The 12861-nt window shown below is 66.0% G+C and carries 17 protein-coding genes; 3 read left to right on the top strand and 14 right to left on the bottom strand.

Features of this window, described 5'->3' with window-relative positions; all coding sequences use genetic code 11:
• Positions 1 to 53: 53 nt before the first annotated feature.
• The 6 genes from BLV49_RS12985 to infC all read right to left on the bottom strand — a co-directional run bounded on the left by BLV49_RS12985 (position 54) and on the right by infC (position 4008).
• Positions 54 to 956, bottom strand: coding sequence for a glutamate ABC transporter substrate-binding protein (locus BLV49_RS12985; RefSeq protein ID WP_091185209.1), 903 nt, complete (start codon positions 954 to 956; stop codon positions 54 to 56).
• Between the two features lie 55 nt (positions 957 to 1011).
• A complete protein-coding gene (locus BLV49_RS12980; protein ID WP_245723717.1) occupies positions 1012 to 1764 on the bottom strand; it encodes an amino acid ABC transporter ATP-binding protein in 753 nt (250 codons plus the stop codon).
• A gap of 140 nt (positions 1765 to 1904) precedes the next feature.
• On the bottom strand, positions 1905 to 2723 hold the full coding sequence (locus tag BLV49_RS12975; protein ID WP_091185203.1) for a TrmH family RNA methyltransferase: 819 nt from the start codon (positions 2721 to 2723) through the stop codon (positions 1905 to 1907).
• A 71-nt stretch (positions 2724 to 2794) separates the two neighbouring features.
• Entirely contained in the window at positions 2795 to 3187 is a 393-nt protein-coding gene (gene rplT / locus BLV49_RS12970; protein WP_091185199.1) for a 50S ribosomal protein L20, read from the bottom strand.
• A 28-nt stretch (positions 3188 to 3215) separates the two neighbouring features.
• Complete coding sequence (rpmI, locus tag BLV49_RS12965) at positions 3216 to 3410, bottom strand: 50S ribosomal protein L35 (RefSeq protein ID WP_091185194.1); 195 nt, start codon at positions 3408 to 3410, stop codon at positions 3216 to 3218.
• Complete coding sequence (gene infC / locus BLV49_RS12960; protein WP_245723655.1) at positions 3403 to 4008, bottom strand: translation initiation factor IF-3; 606 nt, start codon at positions 4006 to 4008, stop codon at positions 3403 to 3405. Before infC ends, rpmI begins: the two co-directional genes overlap by 8 nt.
• Positions 4009 to 4230: 222 nt before the next feature.
• Here infC and BLV49_RS12955 point away from each other — a divergent pair, with 222 nt between their 5' ends.
• Positions 4231 to 4602 carry a DUF1844 domain-containing protein gene (locus BLV49_RS12955; protein WP_434061460.1) on the top strand — a complete coding sequence of 124 codons (372 nt, stop codon included), beginning with the start codon at positions 4231 to 4233 and terminating at the stop codon, positions 4600 to 4602.
• A 9-nt stretch (positions 4603 to 4611) separates the two neighbouring features.
• On the opposite strand, the gene BLV49_RS12950 is transcribed toward BLV49_RS12955, so the two are convergent.
• From BLV49_RS12950 to BLV49_RS12925, 6 genes are read right to left on the bottom strand one after another with little or no spacing between them, the layout of a single operon-like run.
• On the bottom strand, positions 4612 to 5376 hold the full coding sequence (locus BLV49_RS12950) for an SseB family protein (RefSeq protein WP_091185190.1): 765 nt from the start codon (positions 5374 to 5376) through the stop codon (positions 4612 to 4614).
• Positions 5360 to 6106 carry a bifunctional 1-(5-phosphoribosyl)-5-((5-phosphoribosylamino)methylideneamino)imidazole-4-carboxamide isomerase/phosphoribosylanthranilate isomerase PriA gene (gene priA / locus BLV49_RS12945; RefSeq protein WP_091185186.1) on the bottom strand — a complete coding sequence of 249 codons (747 nt, stop codon included), beginning with the start codon at positions 6104 to 6106 and terminating at the stop codon, positions 5360 to 5362. Before priA ends, BLV49_RS12950 begins: the two co-directional genes overlap by 17 nt.
• Before the next feature lie 51 nt (positions 6107 to 6157).
• Positions 6158 to 6799 carry an imidazole glycerol phosphate synthase subunit HisH gene (gene hisH / locus BLV49_RS12940; RefSeq protein WP_091185183.1) on the bottom strand — a complete coding sequence of 214 codons (642 nt, stop codon included), beginning with the start codon at positions 6797 to 6799 and terminating at the stop codon, positions 6158 to 6160.
• A complete protein-coding gene (gene hisB / locus BLV49_RS12935; RefSeq protein WP_091185180.1) occupies positions 6796 to 7401 on the bottom strand; it encodes an imidazoleglycerol-phosphate dehydratase HisB in 606 nt (201 codons plus the stop codon). The genes hisH and hisB overlap by 4 nt, the downstream gene beginning before the upstream one ends.
• Positions 7398 to 8480, bottom strand: a complete 1083-nt coding sequence (locus BLV49_RS12930) for a histidinol-phosphate transaminase (protein ID WP_091185176.1) — start codon at positions 8478 to 8480, stop codon at positions 7398 to 7400. The genes hisB and BLV49_RS12930 overlap by 4 nt, the downstream gene beginning before the upstream one ends.
• Before the next feature lie 20 nt (positions 8481 to 8500).
• The gene (locus BLV49_RS12925; protein WP_091185173.1) at positions 8501 to 8842 is read right to left on the bottom strand and encodes a hypothetical protein; all 342 of its coding nucleotides are present in this window, start codon (positions 8840 to 8842) and stop codon (positions 8501 to 8503) included.
• A gap of 253 nt (positions 8843 to 9095) precedes the next feature.
• Between BLV49_RS12925 and lexA the strand changes: the two genes are divergently transcribed.
• Positions 9096 to 9767, top strand: a complete 672-nt coding sequence (gene lexA / locus BLV49_RS12920; protein WP_091185168.1) for a transcriptional repressor LexA — start codon at positions 9096 to 9098, stop codon at positions 9765 to 9767.
• A gap of 7 nt (positions 9768 to 9774) precedes the next feature.
• On the opposite strand, the gene hflX is transcribed toward lexA, so the two are convergent.
• Positions 9775 to 11283 (bottom strand): GTPase HflX, encoded by a 1509-nt coding sequence (hflX, locus tag BLV49_RS12915; RefSeq protein WP_091185164.1) that lies wholly within the window; start codon positions 11281 to 11283, stop codon positions 9775 to 9777.
• A 45-nt stretch (positions 11284 to 11328) separates the two neighbouring features.
• Here hflX and BLV49_RS12910 point away from each other — a divergent pair, with 45 nt between their 5' ends.
• Entirely contained in the window at positions 11329 to 11970 is a 642-nt protein-coding gene (locus BLV49_RS12910; RefSeq protein ID WP_091185159.1) for a class I SAM-dependent methyltransferase, read from the top strand.
• A gap of 7 nt (positions 11971 to 11977) precedes the next feature.
• On the opposite strand, the gene dapF is transcribed toward BLV49_RS12910, so the two are convergent.
• Complete coding sequence (gene dapF, locus BLV49_RS12905) at positions 11978 to 12859, bottom strand: diaminopimelate epimerase (RefSeq protein WP_091185154.1); 882 nt, start codon at positions 12857 to 12859, stop codon at positions 11978 to 11980.
• Positions 12860 to 12861 lie beyond the last annotated feature (2 nt).

Raw genomic sequence — 12861 nt, 5'->3', positions numbered from 1 at the left:
GGGAACCGGATGCCGGGTGGCGGCGAGCTGCCACCACCCGGCGTCATGTCGGTTTAGTAGTCGTCGACAGCCGGCTGCTCGACCTTGGTGCCCGACTTGCCAAGGGTGGCGTCGTAGATGCCTTCCCAGGTGTCGTTGCCGTCGGTGAGCACCTTGTTCAGGTAGTGACGAAGCGCGTCGTCACCCTTGGGGATGCCGATGCCGTACTTCTCCGTGGTGAAGGGCTTGCCGACGACCTTGAGGTTGTCGGGGTCCTGGGCGGCGTAGCCGAGGAGGATGGCCTCGTCGGTCGTCACCGCGTCGACGGAGCCGTCCTTGAGGGCGTCAACACACTGCGAGTACACGTCGAACTCGACCGGAGTCGCGTCCTTGTAGTTGTCGCGGATGTTCTGGATCGGCGTGGAGCCGGTCGCCGAGCAGACCTTCTTGCCGGCGAGGTCGGCGTCGCTCTTGATCTCGTCGTTGTCCTTCAGCACGAGCAGACCCTGCCCGGTGATGAAGTACGGGCCGGCGAAGTCGACCATTTCCTTGCGCTTGTCGGTGATCGAGTACGTTCCGACGTACAGGTCGATGTCACCGTTCACGAGCGCCTGCTCACGATTCGCGCTGGGGATCGCTTCGAAGGTGATCTGCTTGTCCGAGAATCCGAGCGATGCGGCCATCCACTTCGCGATCTCGATGTCGAACCCGCTGCGCTCACCGCTCACGGCGTCCTTGTAGCCAAGACCGGGCTGGTCTTCCTTGACGCCGATGGTGATCTTGTCGGCCTTCTTCGCCGCGTCGTACGTCGGGCTGCCCTCGAGGTCGACGTTCTTGTTGACCTCGTACAGCGACGATGTCTTCGCCCCTTCGTCCCCGCTGCCTCCTGGGGTGCCGCTGGGCTCGTCGCCCGCGCAGCCCGACAGAACCAGCGCCGCCGCAGCGGCTGCTGCGAAGAGCGTCAATCCTTTGCGCATCTGCTTTCCTTTCTCGTAGGGGCGTTCGCCCCAGTGTGCCTTCAGCCTCGGCTGCTCAGTGCGTGAGCAGCTTCGACAGGAAGTCTTTCGCCCGGTCGCTCTTCGGCTTTGTGAAGAACTCCTCGGGGGTGGCCTCTTCCACGATCTCGCCGTCGGCCATGAACACGACGCGGTCTGCGGCCTTGCGGGCGAAGCCCATCTCATGGGTGACGACGATCATCGTCATTCCCTCGTGCGCCAGCTGCACCATGACATCGAGCACTTCATTGATCATCTCGGGGTCGAGCGCGCTCGTCGGCTCGTCGAACAGCATGACCTTCGGCTTCATCGCGAGAGCGCGCGCGATCGCGACACGCTGCTGCTGACCGCCGGAGAGCTGCGCCGGCATCTTCGCCGCCTGGACGCCGACGCCCACGCGATCGAGGAGCGCCTTCGCCGCCTTGTCGGCATCCGCCTTCTTCTGCTTGCGCACTCGGATGGGGCCGAGCGTGACGTTCTCGAGGATCGTCTTGTGGGCGAAGAGGTTGAACGACTGGAACACCATGCCGACGTCCGCGCGCAGTGCCGCGAGAGCTTTGCCTTCCTCAGGCAGGCTCTTGCCATCGATGCGGATCTCGCCCGATTGAATCGTCTCGAGACGGTTGATGGTGCGGCAGAGCGTCGACTTGCCCGAGCCGCTCGGCCCGATCACGACGACGACCTCGCCCTTGTTGACGGTGAGGTTGATGTCCTTGAGGGCGTGGAAATCGCCGTAGTACTTCTCGACGTGGTCGACCACGACGAGCGGCTCACCGGTCGCGGCGACGATGGGATTGCTTCGCGTCTCGAATGCGGGCAGCTCGCTGCCGGCAGGCGACGCCGCCTGATCGTTCGAATCCATAACGGATACGCTATGCGACACACTGTTTCAACAATGTGACGAAGCAGCGCCCGTTACTGATTCGTAACCTAATCGTCCGATGACTGCGCGGTGCGTTGCGCGAATGCTGATTCGAACAGGCACACGGATGCCGCTGTCGAGAGGTTCATCGATTCGGCATTGCCGTAGATCGGCACCGTGACCGCCGCGTCCACGAGTGCGAGGCTGTCGTCGGTCAGCCCGCGGGCCTCGTTTCCGAACACCCATGCCGTGGGGTGGTCAAGACTTCCCGCGTTGCGGACCTCGAGAAGGTCCTCGCCCTTGATGTCTGCGGCGAGCACCGCGAGCCCGGCCGACCGGGCCCGCGCGACGACTGTATCGAGACTGGCCCCGACCGCTATCGGGATGTGGAAGAGCGAACCGGTCGTCGAGCGCACGACCTTCGGATTGTAGAGATCGACGGTGCGCCCCGTGAGGATGACGCCGTCGGCGCCCGCCGCGTCGGCCGCTCGGATGATGGTGCCAAGGTTGCCGGGGTCGCGGACCTCTTCGAGGATCGCGACGAGAGCGGGCCTGTCCGAGAGGATCTGCTTGAGCGCCGTCGGGAACTGGCGGCAGACGGCGACGAAGCCTTGGGGCGTGACCGTGTCCGCCATGGCGTCCAGCACCTCTTCGGTGACGAACTCGAGTTCGATGCCCGCCGCTTGCGCCGCTTCGGCTACGTCGCTGTGGCGTTCGCGGGCGCTCGGTGTCGCGTACAGCTCCTCGATCAGCTCCGGTCGGTACGCGATCGCCTCGCTCACCGCTTGCGGTCCCTCGAGGAGGAACAGTCCGGTCTCCTGGCGAGTCGCTCGTCGGGACAGCTTTGCAACGGCCTTCACACGGCCGGCACGCGGGTTCTCGATCACCCCACAAGTGTACGGGCGCAAAAAACGGCGGGCACCGGATCACCGGTGCCCGCCGTCATGCAGGAGGAAGACTACGCTGCGGCGTCTGTCTTCGGCGCCGACGTGTCCGCCGGGAGCGCCTTCTTCGCGGTCTCAACTAGCGCGGCGAACGTCGCGGGCTCGTTCACTGCGAGCTCCGCGAGGATACGACGGTCGACCTCGACGCCGGCCAGGCCGAGGCCCTGGATGAGGCGGTTGTAGGTGAGGCCGTTCTGGCGTGCAGCGGCGTTGATGCGCTGGATCCACAGGCGGCGGAAGTCGCCCTTGCGCTGGCGGCGGTCGCGGTACGAGTAGACGAGCGAGTGGGTGACCTGCTCCTTCGCCTTGCGGTAGAGGCGCGAACGCTGTCCGCGGTATCCCTCGGCGCGCTCGAGGATGACCCGACGCTTCTTGTGGGCGTTGACGGCCCGCTTTACTCTTGCCATTTCTCTATCTTCCTAACGGGTCGTCGGCTCAGAGGCCGAGGAGCTTCTTGGCCATCTTGGTGTCGTGCGCCGACAGGACCTGGTCCTGGTTGAGGCGACGCTTGCGGTGGCTCGACTTCACCTCGAGGTTGTGGCGCATGCCGGCCTGCTGCTTCATGATCTTTCCGCTGCCGGTGATCTTGAAGCGCTTCTTGGCCCCTGAGTGGGTCTTCTGCTTAGGCATTCTTTTCCTCCTGCTTAGCCGCCTTGGTGGCAGCGCGTTGTGCATTGGCCTCGGCCTTGGCCTCTGATTTGTTCTTCAGAGGGCCAATGACCATGACCATGTTTCGACCGTCGATCTTCGGGTTGGACTCAACCGTTCCAAACTCCGCCACATCTTCGGCAAACTTCTGAAGCAAGCGCACGCCCATCTCGGGCCGGGACTGCTCGCGGCCGCGGAACAGGATCATTGCCTTGACCTTGTCTCCGCCCTTGAGGAACCCCTCGGCGCGCTTGCGCTTGGTCTCGTAGTCGTGGGCATCGATCTTGAGGCGGAACCGAACTTCCTTGAGCACGGTGTTCGCCTGGTTGCGCCTGGCCTCCTTGGCCTTCTGCGCAGCCTCGTACTTGAACTTGCCGTAGTCCATGATCTTGGCCACGGGTGGCTTCGAGTTGGGCGCAACCTCGACGAGGTCAAGCTCGGCTTCCTGCGCAAGGCGCAGCGCCACCTCGATCTTGACAACGCCGACCTGCTCGCCACTCGGGCCGACAAGTCGGACCTCCGGGACCCGGATACGGTCATTGGTACGGGGATCGCTGATGCGGAACTCCTCTGATCTCAATCACTACTTCCATGCTTCGGCGGTTGCCGAGTCATGACGAGAGAGGATTCACACGCACGCGACGCTGTCACGTACCGCACCCTGACTACCTCGCCACCGAAGCGGCTCAGCGGAGTGCAACGACCCGGTAACCTAGTAGTCGGTCAAGCGCGGGTGGGAGATTCTCCTCTTTCGTTCCGAGAACAATCCTCGGAGACCGCAATAGTCTACCAGAGGAATTCAGTGAACACGATCGATAACGACGGTACTCCCACGGGCCTTCCCGACGAGGCGGCGCAGGCCACGCGCGACATCGCGGATGTCGCCGCGGTGGAGATCATTACGACCGCCGCTGTCCACCTCATGAGCGCCGCAGCCGTCAAGTGCGGCCTCGCCGATGACCCCGACTCTCAGATCGACCTCGACGAGGCACGCAAGCTCATCAACGCCCTCGCGGGGCTGATCACGGCAGGCGCACCCGAGATCAGCGACATGCACGCGCGGAGCCTCCGTGACGGCCTCCGCTCAGTTCAGCTCGCGTTCCGGGAAGCGTCCTCGCTTCCCGATGCACCGGGACAGGGTCCGGGCGAGAAGTGGACGGGACCCGTCATCTGACCGGCTCGCTCACGCGGCGACGAGTGCGACCTTGAGCGAATCGACGCGGCTCGCGATGATCTCGTCCGCCGCCCAGCGCGCAGCGAGCCGGGCAAGCACCGCGTCGAGCTCTTGACGAGTGAGCCCGGAAGCGAGGCTCAAGCGAACGACGGTCTCCGGCCCGAGCAGGCGACCTTCCGGGTCGCCCGGGGCGAGGGCGACGCCCTGCACGGCGAGCTCGGTGCCGATGGACCGTTCGAACGCCTCGAACACCTCCGGATCGGAGTGGCTCGGCCGCCACTGCTCGGATTGCGCGATGGCCCAGAGCGCCGGCCGCCGGATGGCGAACTCCGTCTCGCTCGTCGGATCGATGACGACAACGTCGGTGCCCTCTTCCGCAGCCGCCAGCGCGACGCGGACCCCTTCGGCGGGCACGGGACGAGCTGCGGCGTTCCAGGAGGACATCGCGGCGACGGATGAGAAGACAGGCAGGACGTTGCGACCGTCGGGACCGCCGACGGTGATTATGGACAGCTCCTGGGTCTTGTCGACGGCGAGTCCCTCATCGGTCACACCGTGCTCGCCCGCGTGGGCGATGAGCGGGATGAGGAACCGCGCGCCGCGCACGACGTCGACGACGGCGCCCTCATCGGCCGTGCCCGCGTGGAACTGCTCGATCGCCGCGACAAGCTCAGGCGGAGCCGATCCGTCGTCCTGTGCTCGGGAATTCGGCTGGAAGCTCCGGCCTTCCCACGGCTGACCGGCTGAGTCCCCCGTATTAGTCGGACGCGACATCCAGCGCCTCAGCGAGAGTGAACGCGCCGGCGTACAGCGCCTTTCCGACGATCGCGCCTTCAAGCCCGAGCGGAACCAGCTCCCGCAGGGCGGCGATGTCGTCAAGGCTCGAGATGCCGCCGGACGCGACGACCGGGCGCTCCGTGTGCTCCATCACCTGGCGCAGCAGATCGACATTGGGGCCCTGGAGCGTGCCGTCCTTTGTCACGTCGGTGACGACATAGCGGGCGCAGCCTGCTTCTTCGAGACGCTCGAGCACCTGCCAGAGGTCGCCTCCCTCGCGCGTCCAGCCTCGCGCGGCAAGGGTGGTGCCGCGCACGTCGAGGCCGACAGCGATCGCCTCGCCGTACTGGCCGATGACGTTCGCTGCCCACTCCGGGTTCTCCAGCGCCGCCGTGCCGAGGTTGATCCGCTTCGCTCCGGTGGCAAGCGCGGCCTCGAGGGAGGCGTCATCTCGGATGCCGCCGGACAGCTCCACCTTGACTCCGCGCACGTTCTTGATGACGCGCCGGATCACGCCCGCGTTGCTTCCACGCCCGAATGCGGCGTCGAGGTCGACGAGGTGCAGCCACTCCGCGCCCTGATCGACCCAGGTCTCGGCCGCATCGACGGGATCCCCGTAGCTTGTCTCGCTGCCGGCCTCCCCTTGGGTCAGGCGCACGGCCTTTCCGCTGGCGACGTCGACGGCGGGCAGCAGTTCGAGTGCCGGCGCCTGATTGAACTCACGCATTCTTGTCCTTAACCATGACGAGCTGTGCCGCACCGGCACAAGTCCCCAATATTAGCGAGAGGTGAGCGTTCCCACCCAATTGGCCAGAAGGCGGATTCCGGCCTCGCCCGACTTCTCCGGGTGGAATTGCGCAGCCCACAGCGGACCGTTCTCGACAGCGGCGACGAACCGGGTGCCGTGTTCCGCCCACGTCACTTTCGGGGACGGGAACGAGCCCGTGGCCTCGAGCGACCATTCCGTCGCCGCATAGGAGTGCACGAAATAGAAGCGCTCACCGGAGAGCCCCGCGAAAAAGCGGGAGTCCTCCGGGGCGTCGACGGTGTTCCATCCCATGTGCGGCAGGACGGGTGCTTCGAGTTCGACGACTGCACCGGGCCACTGGCCTAGACCCTCCGTCTCCTGGCCGCGCTCGACGCCGCGCTCGAACAGCACTTGCATGCCCACGCAGATTCCGAGAACGGGGCGGCCGCCCGCGAGACGCCGGTCGATGACTTCGTCCCCGCCGGAGGCGCGCAGCTGGTCCATCACAGCGCTGAATGCCCCGACACCGGGAACCAGGAGACCGTCCGCCTCGAGCGCGGCACGCTTGTCGCCGGTGAGCTCGACGTCAGCGCCGGCGGCTTCGATGGCCTTCACCGCCGAGTGGACGTTGCCCGAGCCGTAATCGAGGACCACCACTCGAGGACGTGTCATAGTGCACCCTTTGTCGACGGGATGCCGGACACGAGCGGGTCCATCGCCTTCGCCTGCCGGAATGCGCGCGCGAACGCCTTGAACTCGGCTTCCGCTATGTGGTGCGGGTCCCGACCCGAGCGCACGTCGACGTGCATGGTGAGTGCGGAGTTGTAGGCGATCGCCTCGAACACGTGGCGCACCATCGATCCGGTGAAGTGTCCGCCGATGAGGTGGAACTCGAAGCCCGCGGGCTCGCCGCCGTGCACGAGATACGGGCGGCCCGAGATGTCGACGACGGCTTGGACGAGCGCCTCGTCGAGCGGAACGAGCGCGTCGCCGTAGCGCGAGATTCCCTCCTTCGTGCCGAGCGCCGTTCGGATTGCCGTTCCCAAGGCGATGCCGATGTCCTCGACGGTGTGGTGGACGTCGATGTGGGTGTCGCCCTCGGCCCGCACCGTCAAGTCGGTAAGGGAGTGCTTCGCGAACGCGGTCAGCAGGTGGTCGAAGAACGGCACCGAGCTGCTGATGTCGCTCGTGCCGGTGCCGTCCAGGTCGAGACTGAGCTCAATCGACGATTCGCTCGTCTGGCGTCGGATGCTGGCTACACGCGGTGAAGTCATACCTTCGATGTTAGTGCTGCGAGAGCGTCGAGGAACGCGCTGGTCTCAGCCTCCGTGCCGGCGCTCACGCGCATGTGGCCGGGGATGCCGATGTCGCGAATGAGGATGCCCCGCTCAAACAGTGACTGGAAGAGCGCACGGGTGTCGGCGACGCCGCCGAACAGCACGAAATTGCTGCCCGAGCGGTATGGCTTGTAGCCGAGCTCGCTGAGGTGGGCGACGATCCGATCCTTCTGGACGCGGATTTCACCGACCACGGCAAGCATCTCGTGGGAGTGCCGCAGCGCACCGAGTGCGGCGGCTTGGGTCAGCGCAGAGAGGTGATAGGGCAGGCGTACGAGGCGGAGGGCGTCAGCGATCGCCGGGTCGGCAGCGAGGTAGCCGACGCGTGCGCCGGCGAAGGCGAACGCCTTGCTCATCGTGCGCGAAACGATCAGCCGCTCCCGTCCGGGGAGGAGAGTCAGCGCACTCGGCGTACCGACGGGAGCGAACTCGGCGTATGCCTCATCGACCACGACGATGCCGGGCGCGGCATCGTACACCGCTGTGATGGTCTCGAGTGAGAGCGGTGTGCCCGTGGGGTTATTGGGTGAGCACAGAAAGACCACGTCGGGCTGCTCGCGACTGACAGCGGCCGCGGCGGTCTCCGGTGAGAGTTCGAAGTCCTCGTCGCGCTCCGCCGCGATCCAGCGCGTTCCAGTTCCCATCGCCAGAAGCGAGTACATGGAATAGGTGGGCACGAACCCCATGAGCGAGCGACCGCTCCCCGCAAAGGCCTGCAGAATCTGCTGCAGCACTTCGTTCGAACCGTTGGCGGCCCAGATGTTCTCTGCCGAGAGGCCGTGTCCGAGGTAGTCCGCGAGTGCTGTGCGCAATTGCGTGAACTCTCGATCCGGGTAACGGTTGAGGCTCAGAATCGCCGTGGCCACGGAGGCCACGATGTCGTGGGCGACGTCCTCGGGAATTCCGTGGGTGTTCTCGTTCACATTCAGAGCGACCGGGACGGGCGCCTGTGGTGCACCGTACGGTGACTTGCCGCGGAGGTCGTCGCGAAGGGGAAGATCATCGAGTGAGGTCACTCGACAATGCTATGCCGTTCTCATTCGGCATCCGCGTACCGGGCGGGGATGGCCACGCGAGCGCCCGCTCCCACGGAAGAGCTTTCGAGCTGGTTGAGTCGCACGATGTCGGCGACGACGTCGCGCGGGTCAGCGTTGGGCGCAACTCGCTGGGCGAGGCCCCAGAGCGATTCACCGGCGCCGACGGTCACGTATTCGAAGCTCTGCTCGGCCGCGTGCGATGTGGCGAAGGCCGAGGAGGCGTTCGTCGACAGAACGCCGACGCCGACCAGGAGGGGCAGGGCTGCAAGGGCGGTGACGACCGCACGTCCGCGCCGAGTGAGGCGAACGCGGACGGAGGACGACTTCGCTGCTGTGCTCATCAGAGTTCTCCTTTGTGGTGAGATTCGTTCCGACCCCTCGGCCGGGAGGGGCCGGAACGAAGCTGTGTTCCGAACCTATCTTCGAAGTTTCGAAGAGTCAAGGTGCTTTTCGTATTTGCGTCGAAAGAATCCGCGACACACTCGAACAGGTGTTTGTCCTGGCCGGGCAAAACGGATACAGTTTCGATCACAGGGACAACCCCACCATGAGCCTCTGACATCGGGGCAGCGGGGCGACGACGGGAGCACGGAAATGGCGCAGGACGGCAAGGTCAGGACGGGTACTCGTCGCCGCAAGAATCTCAGCGACAAGCAGCGCGCGATTCTCGAGTACATCCAGCGTTCCGTGAGCCAGCGCGGCTATCCGCCGAGCATGCGCGAGATCGGGGACGCTGTCGGTCTCGCCTCCTTGTCGTCCGTGACCCACCAGCTCAACCAGCTCGAGCTCAGCGGCTACTTGCGCCGCGACCCGAACCGGCCGCGCGCGCTCGAGATCCTGATCGACCTTCCGCAGACCATCGATGCGGCCGAGAGCCAGACTCCCGTGGGCGATGCCGCGATGGTGCCCCTCGTGGGACAGATCGCAGCCGGTGTTCCGATCACCGCGGACCAGCAGGTGGAGGAAGTCTTCCCGCTACCCCGCCAGCTCGTGGGCAAGGGCGACCTGTTCATGCTGAAGGTTCAGGGCGAGTCCATGATCGACGCGGCGATCTGCAACGACGACTGGGTCGTCGTGCGCCAGCAGAGCACGGCCGAGAACGGTGACATCGTCGCGGCCATGCTCGATGGGGAGGCGACGGTGAAGGTGTTCCGGCAGCGCGACGGTCACACGTGGCTGCTCCCCCGGAACTCCGCGTTCGAGCCGATCCTCGGCGACAACGCCGAGGTTCTCGGCAAGGTCGTCGCCGTCCTTCGCGCCGTCTGACGCCCGGTCAGCTGCCGGTCGCGAACTCCTGGAGCTGCGCCGCGATCTCCTCGGTCACGGCGGCCTTCACGCGTGTCCCCGCCGCGAGATAGTCGAGCTGGCGCACGGCGCCACGCCGGTGAAGCATTGAGATGATGTCGCCCCGATCGTAGGGCACGAGTAGTTCGACCGCCACGGACGGCCGAGGCAGCATCCGCTCGATGGCGTCGAGCATCTCATCGACGCCCTCGCCCGTCCGCGCCGAGACGAAGACGGCGTCAGGAGCGATGCCGCGCAGGACAAGGCGCTGATCGTCGTCGATGAGGTCGGACTTGTTGAAGACAATGAGTTCGGGAACGTCACGCGCGCCGACATCGCCGACGACGTCGCGAACCGTCGCGATCTGCGCGGCAGGGTCCGGGTGTGCGGCGTCCACGACGTGGACGAGCAGATCCGCCTCCGCGACCTCCTCGAGCGTGGAGCGGAACGCCTCGACGAGCTGGTGCGGCAGGTTCCGGACGAAACCGACTGTGTCGGACAGCGTGTATTCGCGGCCGTCCTTGGTCTTCGTACGCCGTGTCGTGGAGTCGAGTGTCGCAAAGAGCGCGTTCTCCACCAGCACGCCGGCGCGAGTGAGGCGATTCAGCAGGCTTGACTTTCCGGCGTTCGTGTAACCGACGATGGCCACGGACGGCACTTCGTGGCGGTGACGATTTGCGCGCTTCGCCTCGCGCGCCGGTGCGAAGCCCTTGATCTGCTTGCGCAGCTTGGCCATGCGCGTGTGAATCCGACGCCGGTCGAGCTCGATCTTCGTCTCGCCGGGTCCGCGAGAGCCCATTCCCGCTCCCGCGCCGCCGACCTGGCCGCCGGCTTGACGGCTCATCGACTCGCCCCAGCCGCGGAGCCGCGGGAGCAGGTACTCGAGCTGCGCGAGCTCCACTTGCGCCTTGCCCTCCCGGCTCTTCGCATGCTGGCTGAAGATGTCGAGGATGACCGCGGTTCGGTCGATGACCTTCACCTTGACGACGTCCTCGAGCGCGCGACGCTGACTCGGGGCGAGCTCCGTGTCCGCGATGACCGTGTCGGCGCCGAGGGACGTGACGATCTCACGCAGCTCGTGGGCCTTGCCTTTGCCGAGGTAGGTGCTCGGATCCGGGTACGGACGGCGCTGCAGCAGGCCGTCGAGGACGACGGCGCCCGCCGTTTCGGCGAGGGCGGACAGTTCCCGCAGAGAGTTCTCGGCGTCCTCCAGGGTGCCCTGGGCATACACGCCGATGAGCACGACGTTCTCGAGGCGAAGCTGCCGGTACTCGACTTCCGTGACGTCCTCGAGCTCCGTCGAGAGCCCGGCGACGCGGCGGAGCGCCTGACGCTCCTCGCGATCGAATTGCTCGCCGTCGTCCGAACCCGCCGCCGTCGATTCGTCCTGGAGCGCTTGGGCACGACCGAAGATCGAGTAGCCAGCGGCACTGTCGTTGGCGCGGGAGAGAATGCGGTCGACGACGTCGTCGTCGCCTCGGTCAGTCGTGTCAGCCATTGCGTTAAAGCCTAGTGTCTGCCGGCTGGGATAACGTACCTAGATATGACGGGTGACCATTACTTCACAGGCACTCCGGGAAGCGACTTGCGGTTGAAGACCGTGAACGTCACACTCGCCGGACGCGCCTTTCAGCTGACGACTGCGAATGGGGTCTTCAGCCCCGATCGCATCGACACCGGCACCCGAGTCTTGCTCTCGAGCACGGCCCCTCCGCCGACGAGCGGACACTTTCTGGATCTCGGCTGCGGCTGGGGTCCGATCGCCCTCACGCTCGGACTGCTCTCCCCCGACGCCACGGTGTGGGCAGTCGATGTGAACGAACGCTCCCTTGAGCTCGTGCGTCGCAACGCCCGCACGGCCGGGCTGACGAACGTTCGCGCGGTCACTCCCGATGAGGTTCCTGACGACGTCGCGTTCAGCACCATCTGGTCCAACCCGCCCATCCGGGTCGGTAAGAACGAGTTGCACGGCATGCTCGAACGGTGGCTGCCACGGCTTCTGCCCGGCTCTGACGCGTATCTCGTCGTGCAGCGCAACCTTGGTTCCGACAGCCTTCACCGGTGGCTGCAGACCGCGCTCTCCGATGAATTCAGCGTCGTGCGGGCAGCGACGGGCAAGGGATATCGGGTGCTCCGCGCCCGGCGGCACACCGGTCAGACCGAGCCGATCGACGTCGTCGGCTGACGGCAGGTCAGGCCAGCTCGATCGTGCCCGTGTAGACAAGCTCCGCGGGTCCGGAGAGCGCAACGTGCTCGCCGTCCTCCGCGGCGAACATGCGCACGCCGAGCGTTCCGCCCGGCACGTCGACACGCCAATTGTTGGGAGCGCTGCTGCCCGCCCAGTGCCGGGTGGCGAGAGCGGATGCCGCGACGCCGGTGCCGCACGAGAGCGTCTCCCCCGAGCCGCGTTCGTGCACGCGCATGCTGATGCGGCCGATTCCGTCCTTGACGAGCGGGTCGCGCGGGACCACGAGTTCGATGTTCGCCCCGTTCTCCGGTTCAGGCTCCACAACGGGGATGTAGCCGAGATCCGCGTCGGCGAGTTCGTCGAGATCCGCGAGGGCGACGACGATATGCGGATTGCCCACGTCGATGCCTTGGCCGGGCCGGGCCACTTTCAAACCCTTCACACGCACGAGAGGGTCGCCGTCCTCGAGCCGCCAGCGTCCGAGGTCGACCTGGAACCCGTTCGTTGACACTTGCACGTCGCGCACGCCGGCGCGCGTGCCGATCGGGAGAGTCTCGCCAGTCTCGAGCGTGGTCAGCCCGTTGGCGAGCAGGTAACGCACGAAGACCCGAATGCCGTTCCCGCACATCTCCGCGACCGTGCCGTCGGCATTGACGTAGTCCATGAACCACTCGGCGGCTTCGTCCTCGGCCAGTGAGGCGGCCCCGTTGGGGATCGCGTTCGAGCGAACGGCGCGGATGATCCCGTCGGCGCCGATGCCCATGTGCCGATCGCACAGCGCGCGCACTTGCTCCGGGCTCAGGGGCGACTGGCCGGCGGGATCGGTGTAGAGAATGAAGTCGTTCCCGGTGCCATGGCCCTTGGTGAACTGCAGCGTGGTCGGCATAC

Origin of the sequence: Paramicrobacterium humi (assembly GCF_900105715.1) — a bacterium.
In the GTDB taxonomy this organism is placed as follows: Bacteria; Actinomycetota; Actinomycetes; order Actinomycetales; family Microbacteriaceae; genus Paramicrobacterium; species Paramicrobacterium humi.
The sequence above is the reverse complement of the archived record's forward strand: the minus strand, read 5'-3'. Positions and strand labels throughout refer to the sequence as shown.

Coding starts and splice junctions, on each gene's coding strand:
- BLV49_RS12985 (WP_091185209.1), bottom strand. CDS start 956: ATGCGCAAAGGATTGACGCTCTTCGCAGCAGCCGCTGCGGCGGCGCTG.
- rplT (WP_091185199.1), bottom strand. CDS start 3,187: ATGGCAAGAGTAAAGCGGGCCGTCAACGCCCACAAGAAGCGTCGGGTC.
- rpmI (WP_091185194.1), bottom strand. CDS start 3,410: ATGCCTAAGCAGAAGACCCACTCAGGGGCCAAGAAGCGCTTCAAGATC.
- BLV49_RS12950 (WP_091185190.1), bottom strand. CDS start 5,376: ATGTCGCGTCCGACTAATACGGGGGACTCAGCCGGTCAGCCGTGGGAA.
- priA (WP_091185186.1), bottom strand. CDS start 6,106: ATGCGTGAGTTCAATCAGGCGCCGGCACTCGAACTGCTGCCCGCCGTC.
- hisH (WP_091185183.1), bottom strand. CDS start 6,799: ATGACACGTCCTCGAGTGGTGGTCCTCGATTACGGCTCGGGCAACGTC.
- hisB (WP_091185180.1), bottom strand. CDS start 7,401: ATGACTTCACCGCGTGTAGCCAGCATCCGACGCCAGACGAGCGAATCG.
- BLV49_RS12925 (WP_091185173.1), bottom strand. CDS start 8,842: ATGAGCACAGCAGCGAAGTCGTCCTCCGTCCGCGTTCGCCTCACTCGG.
- lexA (WP_091185168.1), top strand. CDS start 9,096: ATGGCGCAGGACGGCAAGGTCAGGACGGGTACTCGTCGCCGCAAGAAT.
- hflX (WP_091185164.1), bottom strand. CDS start 11,283: ATGGCTGACACGACTGACCGAGGCGACGACGACGTCGTCGACCGCATT.
- BLV49_RS12910 (WP_091185159.1), top strand. CDS start 11,329: ATGACGGGTGACCATTACTTCACAGGCACTCCGGGAAGCGACTTGCGG.
- dapF (WP_091185154.1), bottom strand. CDS start 12,859: ATGCCGACCACGCTGCAGTTCACCAAGGGCCATGGCACCGGGAACGAC.